This is a genomic window from Desulfobacter curvatus DSM 3379, assembly GCF_000373985.1.
GTDB classification, from domain to species: Bacteria; Desulfobacterota; Desulfobacteria; order Desulfobacterales; family Desulfobacteraceae; genus Desulfobacter; species Desulfobacter curvatus.
In genome coordinates this window covers 1-14,119 of record NZ_KB893057.1, presented here as the reverse complement: position 1 = coordinate 14,119, position 14,119 = coordinate 1, and the positions used below count along the sequence as shown (strand labels likewise).

The window sequence follows — 14,119 nt, the reverse complement described above, 5'->3', positions numbered from 1 at the left end:
CGTCTTTTCCAGTCCAGATACCGGATAGAGTCCTCAGTTCCGTTCATAAAAAGCCATGGTTTGATCCAAATTCGTATGCTTTTACAAAGCCTTAATCATCACATATATCATGGTATATGCCTTTGCGCAAAAAAGTTATCCCTTGAAAAATAAAAACATCTCAATTTCTATTGGGATGCACCGGATAGATGCAGCAAAGTGGTTTTAAAATCTTCGGGCATGGCAGCTTCAAAATGCAGACGCAAACCTGAATAGGGATGACGAAAGGATAAAGTCCGGGAGTGAAGCATCTGACGCGGCGCCATAGGGTCTTTTTTCCGGAACCTTCGCTCCTGGTAGACGCAGTCGCCGAACAGTGGCATGCCCTGGTCATAAAAATGAACGCGAATTTGATGGGTTCTGCCTGTATAAAGACGGACATCCATAAGACACCCTGAATTGAACCGTTTTATTACACGAAACTGAGTTTTTGCGTATCTGCCGATTTCATCCAGGACGGCCATGCGCATACGATGATGGGGGTGCCGGCCAATGGGACGCTCGATCACCCCTGCATCCGGAATATTTTCTCCCCGGGCCAGGGCCAGGTAGTGCTTTTCCACCCGCCGTTGTTTAAATTCTTTTTGAAGAAATTCAAGGGACTTCAGGGTTTTGGCGATGACCATCAGCCCCGAGGTGTCTTTGTCCAGACGGTGAACAATACCTGGGCGTTCTTTGTCCCAGCCTTGTTCGCAGAAAACCGGATGGTGTGCAATCAAACTGTTGACCAGGGTACCGGAATCATTTCCTGCTCCGGGATGCACCACAAGACCTGCAGGCTTATCAATCATTAGGATATAGTCGTCCTCGTAAAGGATATCCAAAGGGATAAATTCCGGGAGGAGTGGTTTTCTACTCAACTGATCCGATGAGGGAACATCCCCTTCAACCAAGTCTCTTGGCTTAACTTTATAACCTGGGCGTTTACACCCGTTGTTCACCAAAATCATACCCTGGGAAATCAGGCCGGCAACCCTGGAGCGGGACAGTTGGGATTGGGAAGCAACAACGGCCTGGTCAAGTCTGAGACCTGCCTGATCAGGTGGAATTTCTATTTTTATGTGCATATAAAAATACAAAACCGGCAGGGGTAACACCTGCCGGTATGTTTGCTGTATCAGAATTAAGGTATTTAGTTGAACAGATTTTCGATCTCTTTAATCATGTGCGCTTCATCAACATCTTTGGCCATGGAAAGTTCCTGGACCAAAAGATTCTGGGCAGTATCAAGAAGTTTTCTTTCGCCAAAACTAAGGTCTTTTTCAAGCTTAAGCTGAAAAAGATCCCTGAAGACCTCGGCCACATCATAAATAGAACCGGTTTTAATCTTATCCATGTACTCTCTGTAACGACGGTTCCAAGTCTGGTTGTCACTGGCCTGAGCCTTTTTCTGCATAACCTCGTAAACCTGAGCCACTTCAGTCTCAGGAATTACTTCGCGCAAACCCACGGATTCAACATTGGATGTAGGGATCATGATTGTCATACCGTTTTCCACAATTTTCATCATGTAGAAATTCAAAGTATCCCCATTTATCTCCTGGCTTTCTATGGATTCAATACAGCCGACACCGTGTGCAGGATAGACCGCCATGTCGCCCTTTGAAAACGCTGTTTTGGTTGACTTGCAATTTTCTTTAGCCTTCGTTGTCCCAGATTGTTTTGCCATTTATGCCTACCTTATTATTTTAAAGATACACGTTATCCATTCTCAGGCAGAGAACCATATCTAAACAATATTGTCAACATTATTAATCAGTAATTTTAAATTTAAAGGCAACAATCCTAATTAATAAGAATCAATAAGTTGTGAACGTACCTGCTTCGAGGAGATAGAAAACGACACATTATAAGGACAATGAAAGGATCAATGCAGCAGATTCTGGACCGATTCTCTTAGAATGAACCTTTTAGCAAAAAGAATGAAACGTGGGAGAAATAGAGGAAAGCTTGTTACCGAGAAGAATTAACGATATTCATGGCCTTGATCACCCCTTTTTCCAGGATCGCGAGACAGGCATCACAGGCATCATCAATAACCTGATCCAGACAGGCCTGCTCATCCGGGGCATATTTACCCAAAACATGTCCGGTCACGGACCTGTCACTTCCGGGCCGGCCAATACCCACCCGAACCCGGACACATGCCTTTTGGCCAAAGGCATCAATAATTGAACGGATGCCGTTATGGCCGCCATGCCCCCTGCCCTGCACAATCTTAATCTTTCCAAAGGCAAGATCCATATCGTCATGAACCACGATGATATCCGCGATATCGATTTTGAAATACGCTGCCAGCTTCTGGATGGGAATACCGCTTTTGTTCATATAAGAAAGGGGCTTGACCAGAATGATATCCTGGAGCCCCATACGTGTGCCGATGTAAGCAGCATTGAATTTTTCCTTGTTTACACGGCATCCGGCCCGACTCGCCAAAGCATCAACAACATCAAAGCCTATATTATGACGGGTCCGGGAATACTGATCTCCAGGATTTCCCAGACCCGCTAATAATCGTTTTGAGTCAGACATGAACTATACGAAGAATCTAAAATCAAAAAGTGCTGAGGCAAAGACAAAACGGAAACATAAAAAACGTTGTGTCTATTCAGCAGCAGCTTTGGCTTCTTCAGCCGCTTCAGCAACTTCACCAATTTCAGCTTGGTCTTCAGTTTCCTCGTCCTCGCCTGCATCACTTTCAGGCGGAACAATGGTGATTACTGTAAAATTGTTATCAAAGGGAATCTCAATTTCATCACCCAGGTCAATATCTTCCACATGAATGCCGTCCCCGATCTCCAATGCCGAGATATCGAGTTTGATACTTTCAGGGGTAAATTTGGGTTTGCAAATAACTTCAAGCTCACGACGGATAATCTGGAGCATCCCGCCTTCCTTAACGCCGGCACTGACACCTTCGGTCTCAACCGGAACGACGATGGACACTTTTTTATCCATATCAATTTCATGGAAATCAATATGCTGGTAGCGCAGGCCAAAGGGATCCATCTGAATCTCCTTGAGCATAACACTCCTAGCACTGTCCCCTTCGATGTTCAAATCAAAAAAAAGACCTGTGGTACCATTTTCCCGGATCACCTTATCAAAGGCGGTAACATCAATCGACAGCTTTACAGGCTCCTTTTTTGCGCCATAAACAATGCCCGGGATAGCATTGTCTGCCCGTAATCTTCTGGCAGCACCCTTTCCGGTGCCCTCTCTTTTTGCGACACTTAGTTCTATAAGTTCCATGCTTAAACCTTTCGTACCTGCCCTTTCACACAAAAGACAGGTTGATCAAATATATCTTTTTATACAAATAAAGAATTTACAGAATCTCCCCTGTAGCTGCGCATAATCGCCTCTCCGACAAGTTTTGCAATGGAAAGCGTCTTTATCTTGTCACAGGAACGGGCCTCTTCCGACAAGGGGACGGTATCCGTTGCAACAAGGGAGCTCAAAGATGATTGTGTTATTCTGTCAATGGCCGGACCTGACAATACCGGATGGGTACAATAGGCATGCACTTCCTTGGCACCCTTTTCCCTGATAACGCCGGCAGCCTCGGTCAGAGTGCCCGCGGTGTCCACCATGTCGTCAATGACCAAGGCAATTTTGCCCTCCACATCTCCGATGATGGCCATGGCCTTGGCCTGATTGGGTGCACTGCGGCGTTTATCCACGATGGCAAGGCCGGTATCCAAGCGCTTGGCATAGGCTCTGGCCCGCTCCACTCCGCCTGCGTCCGGAGAAACGACAACAATATTATCACTGAAACGAGTTTTTATATCGTCAATAATAATGGGGGCAGCATAAAGATTATCCACGGGCACATTGAAAAAGCCCTGGATTTGTCCGGCATGCAGGTCCATGGTGATAACCCTGTCAACACCGGTAGTTTCAAGCAGTTCTGCAACCACCTTGGCACTGATGGGCACCCGGGGCGCAACCTTCTTATCTTGGCGGGAATAACCAAAATAGGGAATTACAGCCGTCACCCGTGCAGCAGAAGAGCGTCTGAAGGCATCGACGAGCAGAAGAAGCTCCACCAAATTGTCGTTGACAGGCTTGCATGTGGATTGAATGACATAGACTTCCCGTCGACGTACATTTTCATGAATCTCAACCTGGGTTTCCCCGTCACTGAACCGGTTGACTTTCAATCGCCCCAGAGGTTTGGCCAAATATTCCGATATTCTTTCTGCAAGGGGGGCATTGGAGTTTCCGGCAAAAATTGACAGGCCGTTCATAATAAACCTCTTTGTTTTCTAACCATTCCTGGCCTTTTAAAATTTTGGCTGGGGCGAGAGGATTCGAACCTCTGAATGCAGGGATCAAAACCCTGTGTCTTACCACTTGACGACGCCCCAAAACTTTATTTACATCAGCCGTCCAAAAACCCAATCCTGGAAAGAAAAACAAATTTCATATTTTCCGACCGGGCCTTCAAAAGCTGTTCATAATCCCTTTCGGCCACATCGTGGTCCGAATAAAGAGCAAAAAGAGACGAGCCGCTTCCAGACATATATACATTTCTTTGCAGCAATAACGCCACCTCTTTTTTTGCAACACCGATCTCAGGGTATAAACTGCATGCCGGTCCTTCAAGATCGTTATGCAAAATTTCCCTGCCATCAAGTTTTATTCCGAATGGCAGTGCATTCGAACTCGGATTTATAATATATGAAGGAGTGAATGTCAATCCAAATTCCAACTTTCTGAAAACATTTACTGTCGAGGCAGCCACACCCGGATTAACAATAATCACCGACAGGCCAGGCATCTGCTTACAAGGAACAAGCTTTTCCCCGACACCGGAGGCGAACGCCGGCCCGTTGATAATAAAAAAAGGTACATCCGCCCCCAAGGTCAAGCCTAAATACATCAGTTCTTCTGTGGAAAACGGCGTTTCGCTATATTCATTTAAGGCCAGCAGCACACAGGCTGCATTGGAACTGCCCCCGCCAAGCCCACCGCACACAGGGATTTTTTTATCAATAAAAATGGTCAGATGATGAAAACCGGGATCCCCTTTTTTTTCAATCATCGCAGACCTGAAAAGGGCTGCCGCCCTGCATGCCAAGTTCGTATCATCTTCGGGCACATCCGGATGGCTGCACACCGCCCTAATGCCACTGCCTGACCGGACAATTTCCAGACGATCGGCAAGTGTCAAAGGAGCCATCAGGGAAAACAGCTCGTGGTAACCATCCGCCCGCCGGCCCGTGACATAAAGAAACAAATTAATTTTAGCAGGAGAAAGGTGCACCGGCATCAGCCCTTAGCTTTCACATAGGCCATGCGCAGTTCACTGAGCAAGGCTTTAAGCAAGTTTTCTTCATCCCCAGTCAGGTTGCCTGAAGTTTTTTCCTGAAGCATTGCAATCATCTCAATGGTATGTTTAGCCATTTCCAGATCCTTTGTTTTTTTCCCGGTGGAGGGATCCTCCACCGTTCCAAGCTGAACAAGACCGGATGAATACAACGACAAAATAAAACTTGAAAAATCTATCTTGGGTAATGCGCCTCCAGAGGCTGATCCATCGGTTTGCGCCTCATTCATTACAAATCCATCTCCCTGAGCCATTTTTCCTCCTTCTTGTCACAACAAAAGGTTTATCCACCCCACAATATTACGATATCCACTGCCGTTATATCATGGGATAAAAGAATCTGCCATGACCTTTAGGCGCTGTCAATCCATACCCGGCAGATAAACTTTCAATTTTAAACTATAAATCTCCCAAAGCATACTGGGCGGCCCTCAGGGTATTTTTCATGAGCATGGCAATGGTCATGGGGCCGACGCCACCGGGAACAGGGGTGATCTTTCCTGCAATTTCCTTGGCTGCATCAAAGTCCACGTCACCTTTAAGGATGGCTTTTCCGGTGGCTTCGTTCACACCCACACGGTTAACGCCGACGTCAATAACAGTGGCCCCCGGCTTGATCCATTCAGGTTTAACAAGACCAGGTACGCCGGCTGCAACAATCAGAATATCAGCACGTTTGCAATGGGCGGCAAGATCCTTGGTCCTTGTATGAACAATGGTTACAGTCGCGTTGGCACAAACACTTTTTTGGGCCAGCATCATGGCAATGGGTTTGCCCACGATATTGGAACGGCCGACCACAACGACCTCGGCACCGGATGTTTGGGTGCCTGAACGGACAATCATTTCCTGGATACCGGCCGGGGTGCAGGGCAAAAATTTAGCTTCATCGCAGTTGATCATCAGACTGCCCACATTAGCCGGATGGAATGCATCCACGTCCTTGTCCGGATTGATGGCATTAATCACTTTTTTTTCGTCAATATGCCTGGGTAGCGGCAACTGAACCAGAATACCGTGGATGTCGGGATCATTGTTGTATTTATCGATTAAAGCCAATAGATTTGCTTCGCTGATATCTTCGGGCTGATCATCCTGAATTTCATTGAATCCAACCGACAACGCGGTTTTTACCTTCAAGGTTACATAACTGATAGACGCCGGGTCTTTGCCCACAAGAATAGTTGCCAGGCCAGGCACTTTGCCGTGTTTGGCCTTCATCTTTTCAACATCGGCCTTAATTTCAGCCAGAATAGTCTTTCTAATCTCGGTTCCGCTGATGATTTCTGCGGTCATGCACTTTCTCCTGATATGGTCCGGCAAGGGGAAAACAACGGACAACGCCGTTTTCTTTACCGGGCTGGTTAAATCTTGAACTTAAAAATTAAAATATACCTTGAACCTTACCGGTTTCAACATCAACATCAATGCGTTTAAAAGCCGGGTTGGAACAGGTCCCCGGCATCAAAGAAATATCCCCGGCAACTGGAACAATGAACCCTGCGCCTCTATAAATCAAAACTTCACGGATGGCCAGGCGCCACCCCTTGGGGGCGCCCTTAAGCCCAGGGTTATCAGACAAGGACAGGTGGGTTTTCACCATACACACCCCCATCTTAGTAACGTCCGGATCGGCCTGGAGTTGAGCCAGTTTCCTGTCGGCAACAGGAGAGTAATCAACACCATCGGCACCGTAAACTTCTTTGGCAATCAGTTCGATTCTTTGTTTAAGCGGCATATCCAGCATGTAGAGGAACTTAAATTCGGTTTTCTCCTCACATGCGTCCACAACGGCCTCGGCAAATTCAATGGCACCATCGCCGCCTTTTTCCCAGTGCCGGGAAAGCGCCACCCTTGCACCTTCAGCTTCGACCATATCACGCACCTTGGCGATTTCAGCGTCAGTGTCGGTATAGAACGCATTGATGCAAACAACCGGAGAGATGCCGGCTTTACGCACGTTGCGGATATGATGAATGAGATTAACGCATCCTTTTTCAACCCATTCAACGTTTTCGGAGTTGTACGCTTCGGGCATGGGTTTACCCGGAATAGGCACAGGTGCGCCGCCATGGCACTTCAAGGCACGGATCGTTGCAACAACAACTGCACAGTCTGGTGTCAACCCGGAGTAACGGCATTTCAGGTTCCAGAATTTTTCAAAACCGATACCGGCACCAAAGCCTGATTCGGTCACGTGGTAATCAGCCAATTTCAAGCCGACTTTGTCGGCAATGATGGAGCTCTGGCCAATGGCGATGTTTGCAAACGGCGCGGCATGAACAATAACAGGCTGGCCCTCCAGGGTCTGCATCAAAGAGGGTTTCATAGCATCAACCATCCAGGCGGTCATGGCACCGGCAACCTTTAAGTCTTCGGTGGTAACCGGTTTACCTTTTTTGGTGTATGCCACAACGATCTTGCCCATTCTTTCACGCATGTCCTTAAGGTCGGTGGCCAGGGAGAGAATGGCCATAACTTCCGAAGACACGGCAATACCGAATTTGGATTTCATCATAAAACCGTCGAACTTGCCGTTTACATCGTCAATACCGATGATGATGTTGCGCAGGGCCTGGCAGCAGAAATCCATGACCCAGCCCATTTCGATGTTGGTGGGATCAATATCGATTCTCTCCATGCCCGAGAGGCGCTCCAGCTGCTCATCCGTATAGTTTCTTTCGTGCTGCATACGGGCAGTCAGAGCAACCATGGCCAGGTTATGGGCGTTCATGATGGCATTGATGTCGCCGGTAAACCCTAAAGAAAAGGGCGTCAAAGGAATGCACTGGGACAGACCGCCGCCGGCGGCAGATCCCTTGATGTTCATGGTCGGGCCGCCTGACGGCTGACGAATGGCCGCAGAAACACTTTTTCCCAGTTTTCCAAGGCCCTGCACCAGCCCTATGGCGGAAGTGGATTTACCTTCGCCAAGGGGGGTGGGGGTAATGGCGGTGACATCAATATACTTTCCGTTGGGCTTGTTTTTCAGCCGGTCAAGTACTTTCATGAAATCAATTTTGCCAATGTAATGCCCATGGGGCAGCAGTTCTTCTTTGGTTAATCCAAGTTTTTCACCAATTTTATAAATGGTGAGCATCCGTTTTTCTGCATCTTCTGCAATTTCCCAATCTGCATGTTTGGTTGGATCCAACGCCATAGCCAACCTCCTTTACTTTTTTTAAAAAAAGTCTTTATTATCCACACAGCGCTTTCAACTTTTGTTGTGGGTTGAGCCTGGGTATTGATAGGCCAGGTCAGCAGCCCATGGCTGTTATTTAGTGCCCGACCGAAAACCGCAAATTTTGCCGATTACGGCGTTGGTCGCAAATTTTAATCCTCGAAATACTTCATATATTCCTCCGGTTAAAATTTGAGCCCGCCTTGTACTCAACAAAATTTCCAGGTTTTCGCTCAGACACTATTTATTAAGGGCGGCAATTGTGGTGTCAAGCATTCTGTTGGAATACCCCCACTCATTGTCGAACCATGCCTGAATCTTTACGAGCCGTGATCCCGATACCCGGGTCTGGGACAAATCAACAATGGCGGACCTGGGATCATGGTTAAAATCACAGGACACCAGTTGTTCATCATTCACCCCTAAAATGCCTTGTAAATCGGATTCTGCAGCCCGGGCAAGCAGGCCATTGACCTGATCGGCATCCGTATCCGCCGCCACCACAAGGGCAATGTCCATGATGGAAACATTGGTGGTAGGGACCCGGATGGCCAGGGTTTCAAATCTGTTGCCCAGATGGGGCAGAAACTTGCCGATTCCCTTTGCAAGAGATGTAGTCACCGGAATTATGGATTGCAGGGCAGACCTTGTTTTTCGCAGATCCGTATTATATGCGTCGATCACGGGCTGGTCGTTCATAGCAGAATGAATGGTGGTAATTGAGCCGCTGTCGATGCCAAGCACAGCATCAATGACACTTAAAATGGGAATCAGACAGTTAGAGGTGCAGGAGGCATTGGAAATAACGGCATGTCCGGCTTTCAGATTGTTATGATTCACCCCGTATACAATGGTGGCATCCATTTCATCCTTGCCGGGATGAGAATAAATAACCTTGGCAGCACCGGCCAGGATATGCCGTTGAGCGGCCTGCCTGTCATTAAAAATCCCGGTGCAGTCCAGGACCGCGTCCACCCCAAGGTCCTTCCAGGGCAGGCGCTCAATATCTTTTTCCTGGAGCAGGCAAATCTCATCGGTTTCAATGGACATCCCCCGGGCAGTTTTCTTCACATCTGCGGGAAACCGCCCATGGGTGGAATCAAACCGGGTTAAATGATACACCGTATCCGGATGCCAGGTTTCATTAATAGCCACAAGACAAAGTTTTTCTCTGTATGCCCTGGACTCGTAAAGGGCACGCACCACGCAACGTCCGATCCTTCCATATCCGTTCACTGCTATCTTATATGCCATTACCAGACTTCCTGAACCGTTTGGGTTAATAAAAAAAACTCTTTTAATACCCGGGAATTACAGCCTGTGTCAAGATAAAGTCGCATGCCTGATTTAAAAGGTTAACGCCTGTTTCTTCACAGGCGAGAGAGCCAATGAAGAAGCTCATGGTAAATCCCATCCCACAAAGCGCAGATGTTCCGTATAAAACGGTTTAACCAAACACCTCCCCTTGGTGTGGTTAAACAATACAGAACACTGCAATTTGCGATGACAGTTACCCAATACGTGATTCGAAAAGATACTTTTTTAGATTTGTGCCTTAAAAAACTTTGTGCAACATTGGCTCCCGGCCACCCCCCTAATAACGACAATACATGCAATGTACGCTCAGCAGTACGCCATTTACCCCCTTGTGCCGCACTTTTATCTTTTGCATACATCACAAATGCAGTAACACTCATGACGGCATACAGGCAAACCAGCTCTATGGGAATTAACTTTGAATCAAAGAGGTAAAATAAAACGAAAGAGAAAAAACCAAACAGCACCAAGGAAAAAAATTTTTGCCATAGTTCCCGACTACCGTTTTTATGCCCTGCCAATGGCGCAACACCAATTGCACATACCCGACCTTTTTGGTCAGTTGCTTTGGCATATTGTACTTTTAAGTTTTCAATAGGATATCTATGCCGTCGGCTGTAGTCATTGATATGGAAAAATAATGACTTTCCACCAGATGTTGGTGTTATGAAACCAAACCCTTTTTCTCTATTCCAGTTTGATATGATGCCGGTTTCTAAATTCATTTCGGTTTTATATGGTTGACAAATGGATCTTTGATTTATCTTTCATACCCACTTTGCTGACGGGAGAACACTTGAAAATTAAGGAGATCAATAAAAACCTTACCACATATTCGAGATGATTCGCAAAGGTTTCCATTTAAAATGGCTTAATATATCGAAGCCAAGTGAAATTTTAGATGATGTATAAATTATTTCGGATTCATTCGAGCCTCTTGCAGATAAAACGTTTCTGTAAGCGGGATTAGAACATATGGTTTAACCATGTCATCCTAACCACAACATATAGAACATTGACTTGCAGATAAATTATTTCTGCAAGAGACTCATTCCTTAGAGGGAAATCATTGAGATTTTTCTTTTATAAGCCAGTCGATGATGGCATCCGGTTCCGGCTGGGCGGATGAGGCCCGGACAGATTCGTGGGCAGGGCCAGAGGCGGGCGTTTCAGATGCCGGTACGTTATGGGCCGATGGCTGGTGGGACGGATCTGGGACTCGGGCCATAGAATCGGCCTTATGCATAATGAAGACCTCTTTGATAAACGCATCCATATCTGCACTCCTTCTTGGTTTAACAACGATCTGTTCAGAGGGGAGCAGCGATACTTTACTAGGTTCCAAGGTAGCAGCCTGGGATTCCACAGGTTCGTAGGATTCTGCCTGAAATGCCTCCAGCCGGGCTCCGGCTCCGGGCAGATCCCCATGGGCTGCCGTAGCCTCAGGGGGCGGAACGGAAAGCACCCGGAAATAAGAGATATAGGCGACGACGACCAGGAGAACGGCTGCGGCCAGGGCTGGCAGAACCCTTACCGACCGCCGGGATTTTGGAGCGACCAGCGCCGGTTGAGAGACAGCCATCGGCACCAGGGGGAGTTCCAGAATCCCCACGGCCTCATGAAAGATCTGGGCATCAACGGTTTGCATATCTTTGGCGCAAGCGGCGATCATGGCCTGGTCGCAGGCGATGTTAATACGCCGGGGAATGCCCTTGGTATATCTGTGTACTTCCCGGACAGCTCCCGGAGTAAAAATACTGTGTGCGGCACCGGCCAGTTCAAGGCGCCGGTTGATATAGTCCCGGGTCTGTTCTTCTTCCAAGGGAAAGAGCATGGCACGGACATCTACCTGCTCTTTCCAAGAACGCCCCAGGGTTTCTTCCATGACTTGGTGAAGCTCCAACTGACCGGCGAGAATGACCGTGAGGGTCTTGTCCGGTGCAACTTTTACCCAAGAGGGAAGCAGTGCCAGGAATCGCTCCGGAATCAAGTGGGCCTCGTCAATGATGATGAGGCATTTTTCCCGGGCCTGGTGCCGACGGTTTAAAAAAGCGGACAGTATCGGGGCAAACTCTTCTCCTTCTCCATAAAGTGCATCAAATCCCAAATCCTGGGCAATGGAACGAAACAGATAATCAAGTTCAATGCTCGGATCGGTGACATGGGCCACGGCGGTGGTTTGGGGCAGGCATTGACGCAGTTCATGGATCAGTGTGGTCTTGCCCGTACCGATGTCACCAGTGAGGACCATCAACCGCTGGGATCCGTCAATGCCGGCCTTGAGAAGACCTAAAGCCCTGGCATGGGTGTCACCCAGCCACAGAAAGCTGTTATCCGAACTGAGCTGGAACGGTTTTTTCTTCAGGTTAAAATGGGTGCAATACATGGGGTGCCTCCACTTAATCGAACCGCAATTTCGTCTGCCTTATTTCGTCTGCCTTATTTCATCTGTGGTCCTTAGCCGACCAATTTCGCCAGGCCGGAATCATAGAATCTCCTTAATGGCATCCAGCAGCGGGTTCTTTTCCATAGGCTGAGACGTTCCTCCAAAATTGCCGCGTCTGCGGTATTTCTTCACGCAGTCATACTGCTCCCATCCTTTAAGAGGGTAGTCCAGATCTACACTTTTCCATTTTGGATGGCCGTTTTGTTGGAGCCAGTCCAAATTTTCATAGACAATATTGGCAAATTCTCCCACATTGTCGCAGTTGTTCCGCCTGAAATCAAATGAAACCAGCACAGCCTTTACCGCAACGGTGGATACGGCTTGGCTCTGCCATGGATAGGTACCGCCCGGAATCTGGGCGATGGGATAAAATTCGGTAATACTCTTGTTCCCGATGGGTACGATGTGCAAGCCGTCTCCGGCTGAGACATGCTCGGAAAAAAGAGCCACGGGAAATCCGGCCACGTAGAACATGGCGTCGATGATGCCTGCCTTGAGCATGGCCAGGGCCTCGTTCGTGCCCACGGCCAGGGTTTGAGCGGGCTTGATGCCCGATACCTCAAAAAGGAGCTTGGCAGTGAGATAGGTGCCCGAACCTTCCTTGCCCACGGCCACCCGCCTGTTCTCCAAGTCATCAAACGACGCAATTTCGTTTTTACCCAGCAGATGGATCTCTTCGTTATACAAGGGAAAAACCATTTTGGTTTTTCTTGCGATCTGCTTCAGAACTTTGTTGGATTTCACCTTAAGCACAAATGCCAGCACATCGGACTGGACAATCCCCATCTGGGTCTTGGGGCGCTTGTACACGGCATATACGTTTTCCACGGATCCCCGGGAGTTGTATACATGGATATTATATCCGAATTTTTTGCCCAATTCCCTCAGGTTCAGGCCAAATTGGAAGTAAGTACCTTTGGCGCCGCCGGTGATTATGCCCAAGTCTTCTGCCGATGCTGTGCCGCACATGGTTGTCCACATCAGGATAACCAATACCAAAATGAGTTTGCGAATCATAATGCCCCCCATAAATTGTACCGGCATTGAGCCAGGTGAAAGTTATGTCAGACGATGTCCTTCCGCTGACCGATATAACGGCCTCGGACCAACTTGGTTTTTAACCGAGGCGTGCTCCACAACGGAAGTTGAACGTGACAACCCGGGTTTACCGGCGACTTTTTTATAAAACAGTGTCGGATACCTCTTCTTATCCAAAATGGTCTACCAAATTAAAGCACAAAGTCAAGGAGCAATAACGCAGCAATAAGGAATAATTGAAAAGTCTGGCACAATTGCCGAAAAACTATGAAAAAAATGTGTGAACTTACTTAAATAGCTTTCTCTATTTACAGAGAAATAGGAAAAAATGTGCAATTCGAATTATGGGCCGGCATAAACAATTAGGACTGACTGCCAAAAACCCTATTGGAAGCAAAACTCAGAGTTTTTTTACACCTGGGGACGGCATACCAGGGACTTGCCGGAAAATCTGCCAGAATCCCCGCTAATCCTCAAGATCCGGTTCCGGTTTGAAATCCGGATCGTCTTTAAGGCGGTTAAAAAAATTTTTGACAATTCACCGGCAATTTCTTTTACCCCGGCTACATCACACACAAGGTGTGAGACCTTTATTAAAAACCGGTCTTTTAACACGACAGCGACATATAAAATTATAGACGGAGTCTTTTTTATCTGATACACTTCCGGCCTACATGAAGAACTGTGGAGGAAGCTGTGAAGATCAATTTTGATATCTTGGAGAATAAAAATCTATTCATTGGGTCATTGAAAGAATTGCCATCGG

Annotated in this window: 14 protein-coding genes and 1 tRNA gene; all 15 read right to left on the bottom strand. The window is 47.4% G+C overall.

The window, feature by feature from the left end:
- Nucleotides 1–167: 167 nt before the first annotated feature.
- Entirely contained in the window at nucleotides 168–1,106 is a 939-nt protein-coding gene (locus B147_RS0112375; protein ID WP_020587515.1) for an RluA family pseudouridine synthase, read from the bottom strand.
- 65 nt (nucleotides 1,107–1,171) lie between these two features.
- The gene (locus tag B147_RS0112370) at nucleotides 1,172–1,708 is read right to left on the bottom strand and encodes a CarD family transcriptional regulator (RefSeq protein WP_020587514.1); all 537 of its coding nucleotides are present in this window, start codon (nucleotides 1,706–1,708) and stop codon (nucleotides 1,172–1,174) included.
- Nucleotides 1,709–1,992: 284 nt separating this feature from the next.
- On the bottom strand, nucleotides 1,993–2,571 hold the full coding sequence (pth, locus tag B147_RS0112365; RefSeq protein ID WP_020587513.1) for an aminoacyl-tRNA hydrolase: 579 nt from the start codon (nucleotides 2,569–2,571) through the stop codon (nucleotides 1,993–1,995).
- 72 nt (nucleotides 2,572–2,643) lie between these two features.
- Nucleotides 2,644–3,291, bottom strand: coding sequence for a 50S ribosomal protein L25 (locus B147_RS0112360; RefSeq protein ID WP_020587512.1), 648 nt, complete (start codon nucleotides 3,289–3,291; stop codon nucleotides 2,644–2,646).
- Between the two features lie 59 nt (nucleotides 3,292–3,350).
- Complete coding sequence (locus tag B147_RS0112355) at nucleotides 3,351–4,289, bottom strand: ribose-phosphate diphosphokinase (RefSeq protein WP_020587511.1); 939 nt, start codon at nucleotides 4,287–4,289, stop codon at nucleotides 3,351–3,353.
- Between the two features lie 45 nt (nucleotides 4,290–4,334).
- Nucleotides 4,335–4,409: transfer RNA gene (locus tag B147_RS0112350), tRNA-Gln, on the bottom strand.
- A gap of 14 nt (nucleotides 4,410–4,423) precedes the next feature.
- Nucleotides 4,424–5,314: a 4-(cytidine 5'-diphospho)-2-C-methyl-D-erythritol kinase gene (gene ispE / locus B147_RS0112345; protein WP_020587510.1), complete on the bottom strand. Its 891-nt coding sequence runs from the start codon at nucleotides 5,312–5,314 to the stop codon at nucleotides 4,424–4,426.
- The gene (locus B147_RS0112340; RefSeq protein WP_020587509.1) at nucleotides 5,314–5,625 is read right to left on the bottom strand and encodes a DUF1844 domain-containing protein; all 312 of its coding nucleotides are present in this window, start codon (nucleotides 5,623–5,625) and stop codon (nucleotides 5,314–5,316) included. Before B147_RS0112340 ends, ispE begins: the two co-directional genes overlap by 1 nt.
- Nucleotides 5,626–5,770: 145 nt before the next feature.
- Nucleotides 5,771–6,667 (bottom strand): bifunctional methylenetetrahydrofolate dehydrogenase/methenyltetrahydrofolate cyclohydrolase FolD, encoded by an 897-nt coding sequence (gene folD, locus B147_RS0112335; protein ID WP_020587508.1) that lies wholly within the window; start codon nucleotides 6,665–6,667, stop codon nucleotides 5,771–5,773.
- Between the two features lie 88 nt (nucleotides 6,668–6,755).
- Nucleotides 6,756–8,531, bottom strand: coding sequence for a formate--tetrahydrofolate ligase (locus B147_RS0112330; RefSeq protein WP_020587507.1), 1,776 nt, complete (start codon nucleotides 8,529–8,531; stop codon nucleotides 6,756–6,758).
- A 261-nt stretch (nucleotides 8,532–8,792) separates the two neighbouring features.
- On the bottom strand, nucleotides 8,793–9,806 hold the full coding sequence (locus B147_RS0112325; RefSeq protein ID WP_020587506.1) for a type I glyceraldehyde-3-phosphate dehydrogenase: 1,014 nt from the start codon (nucleotides 9,804–9,806) through the stop codon (nucleotides 8,793–8,795).
- Between the two features lie 43 nt (nucleotides 9,807–9,849).
- Entirely contained in the window at nucleotides 9,850–9,954 is a 105-nt protein-coding gene (locus tag B147_RS33510; RefSeq protein ID WP_211216941.1) for a hypothetical protein, read from the bottom strand.
- Nucleotides 9,923–10,594 carry a DUF1294 domain-containing protein gene (locus tag B147_RS28275; RefSeq protein ID WP_020587505.1) on the bottom strand — a complete coding sequence of 224 codons (672 nt, stop codon included), beginning with the start codon at nucleotides 10,592–10,594 and terminating at the stop codon, nucleotides 9,923–9,925. Before B147_RS28275 ends, B147_RS33510 begins: the two co-directional genes overlap by 32 nt.
- A 341-nt stretch (nucleotides 10,595–10,935) precedes the next feature.
- The gene (locus B147_RS0112315; protein WP_020587504.1) at nucleotides 10,936–12,255 is read right to left on the bottom strand and encodes an ExeA family protein; all 1,320 of its coding nucleotides are present in this window, start codon (nucleotides 12,253–12,255) and stop codon (nucleotides 10,936–10,938) included.
- Nucleotides 12,256–12,354: 99 nt separating this feature from the next.
- Entirely contained in the window at nucleotides 12,355–13,332 is a 978-nt protein-coding gene (locus tag B147_RS0112310; RefSeq protein ID WP_026259627.1) for a TAXI family TRAP transporter solute-binding subunit, read from the bottom strand.
- Nucleotides 13,333–14,119: the final 787 nt, after the last annotated feature.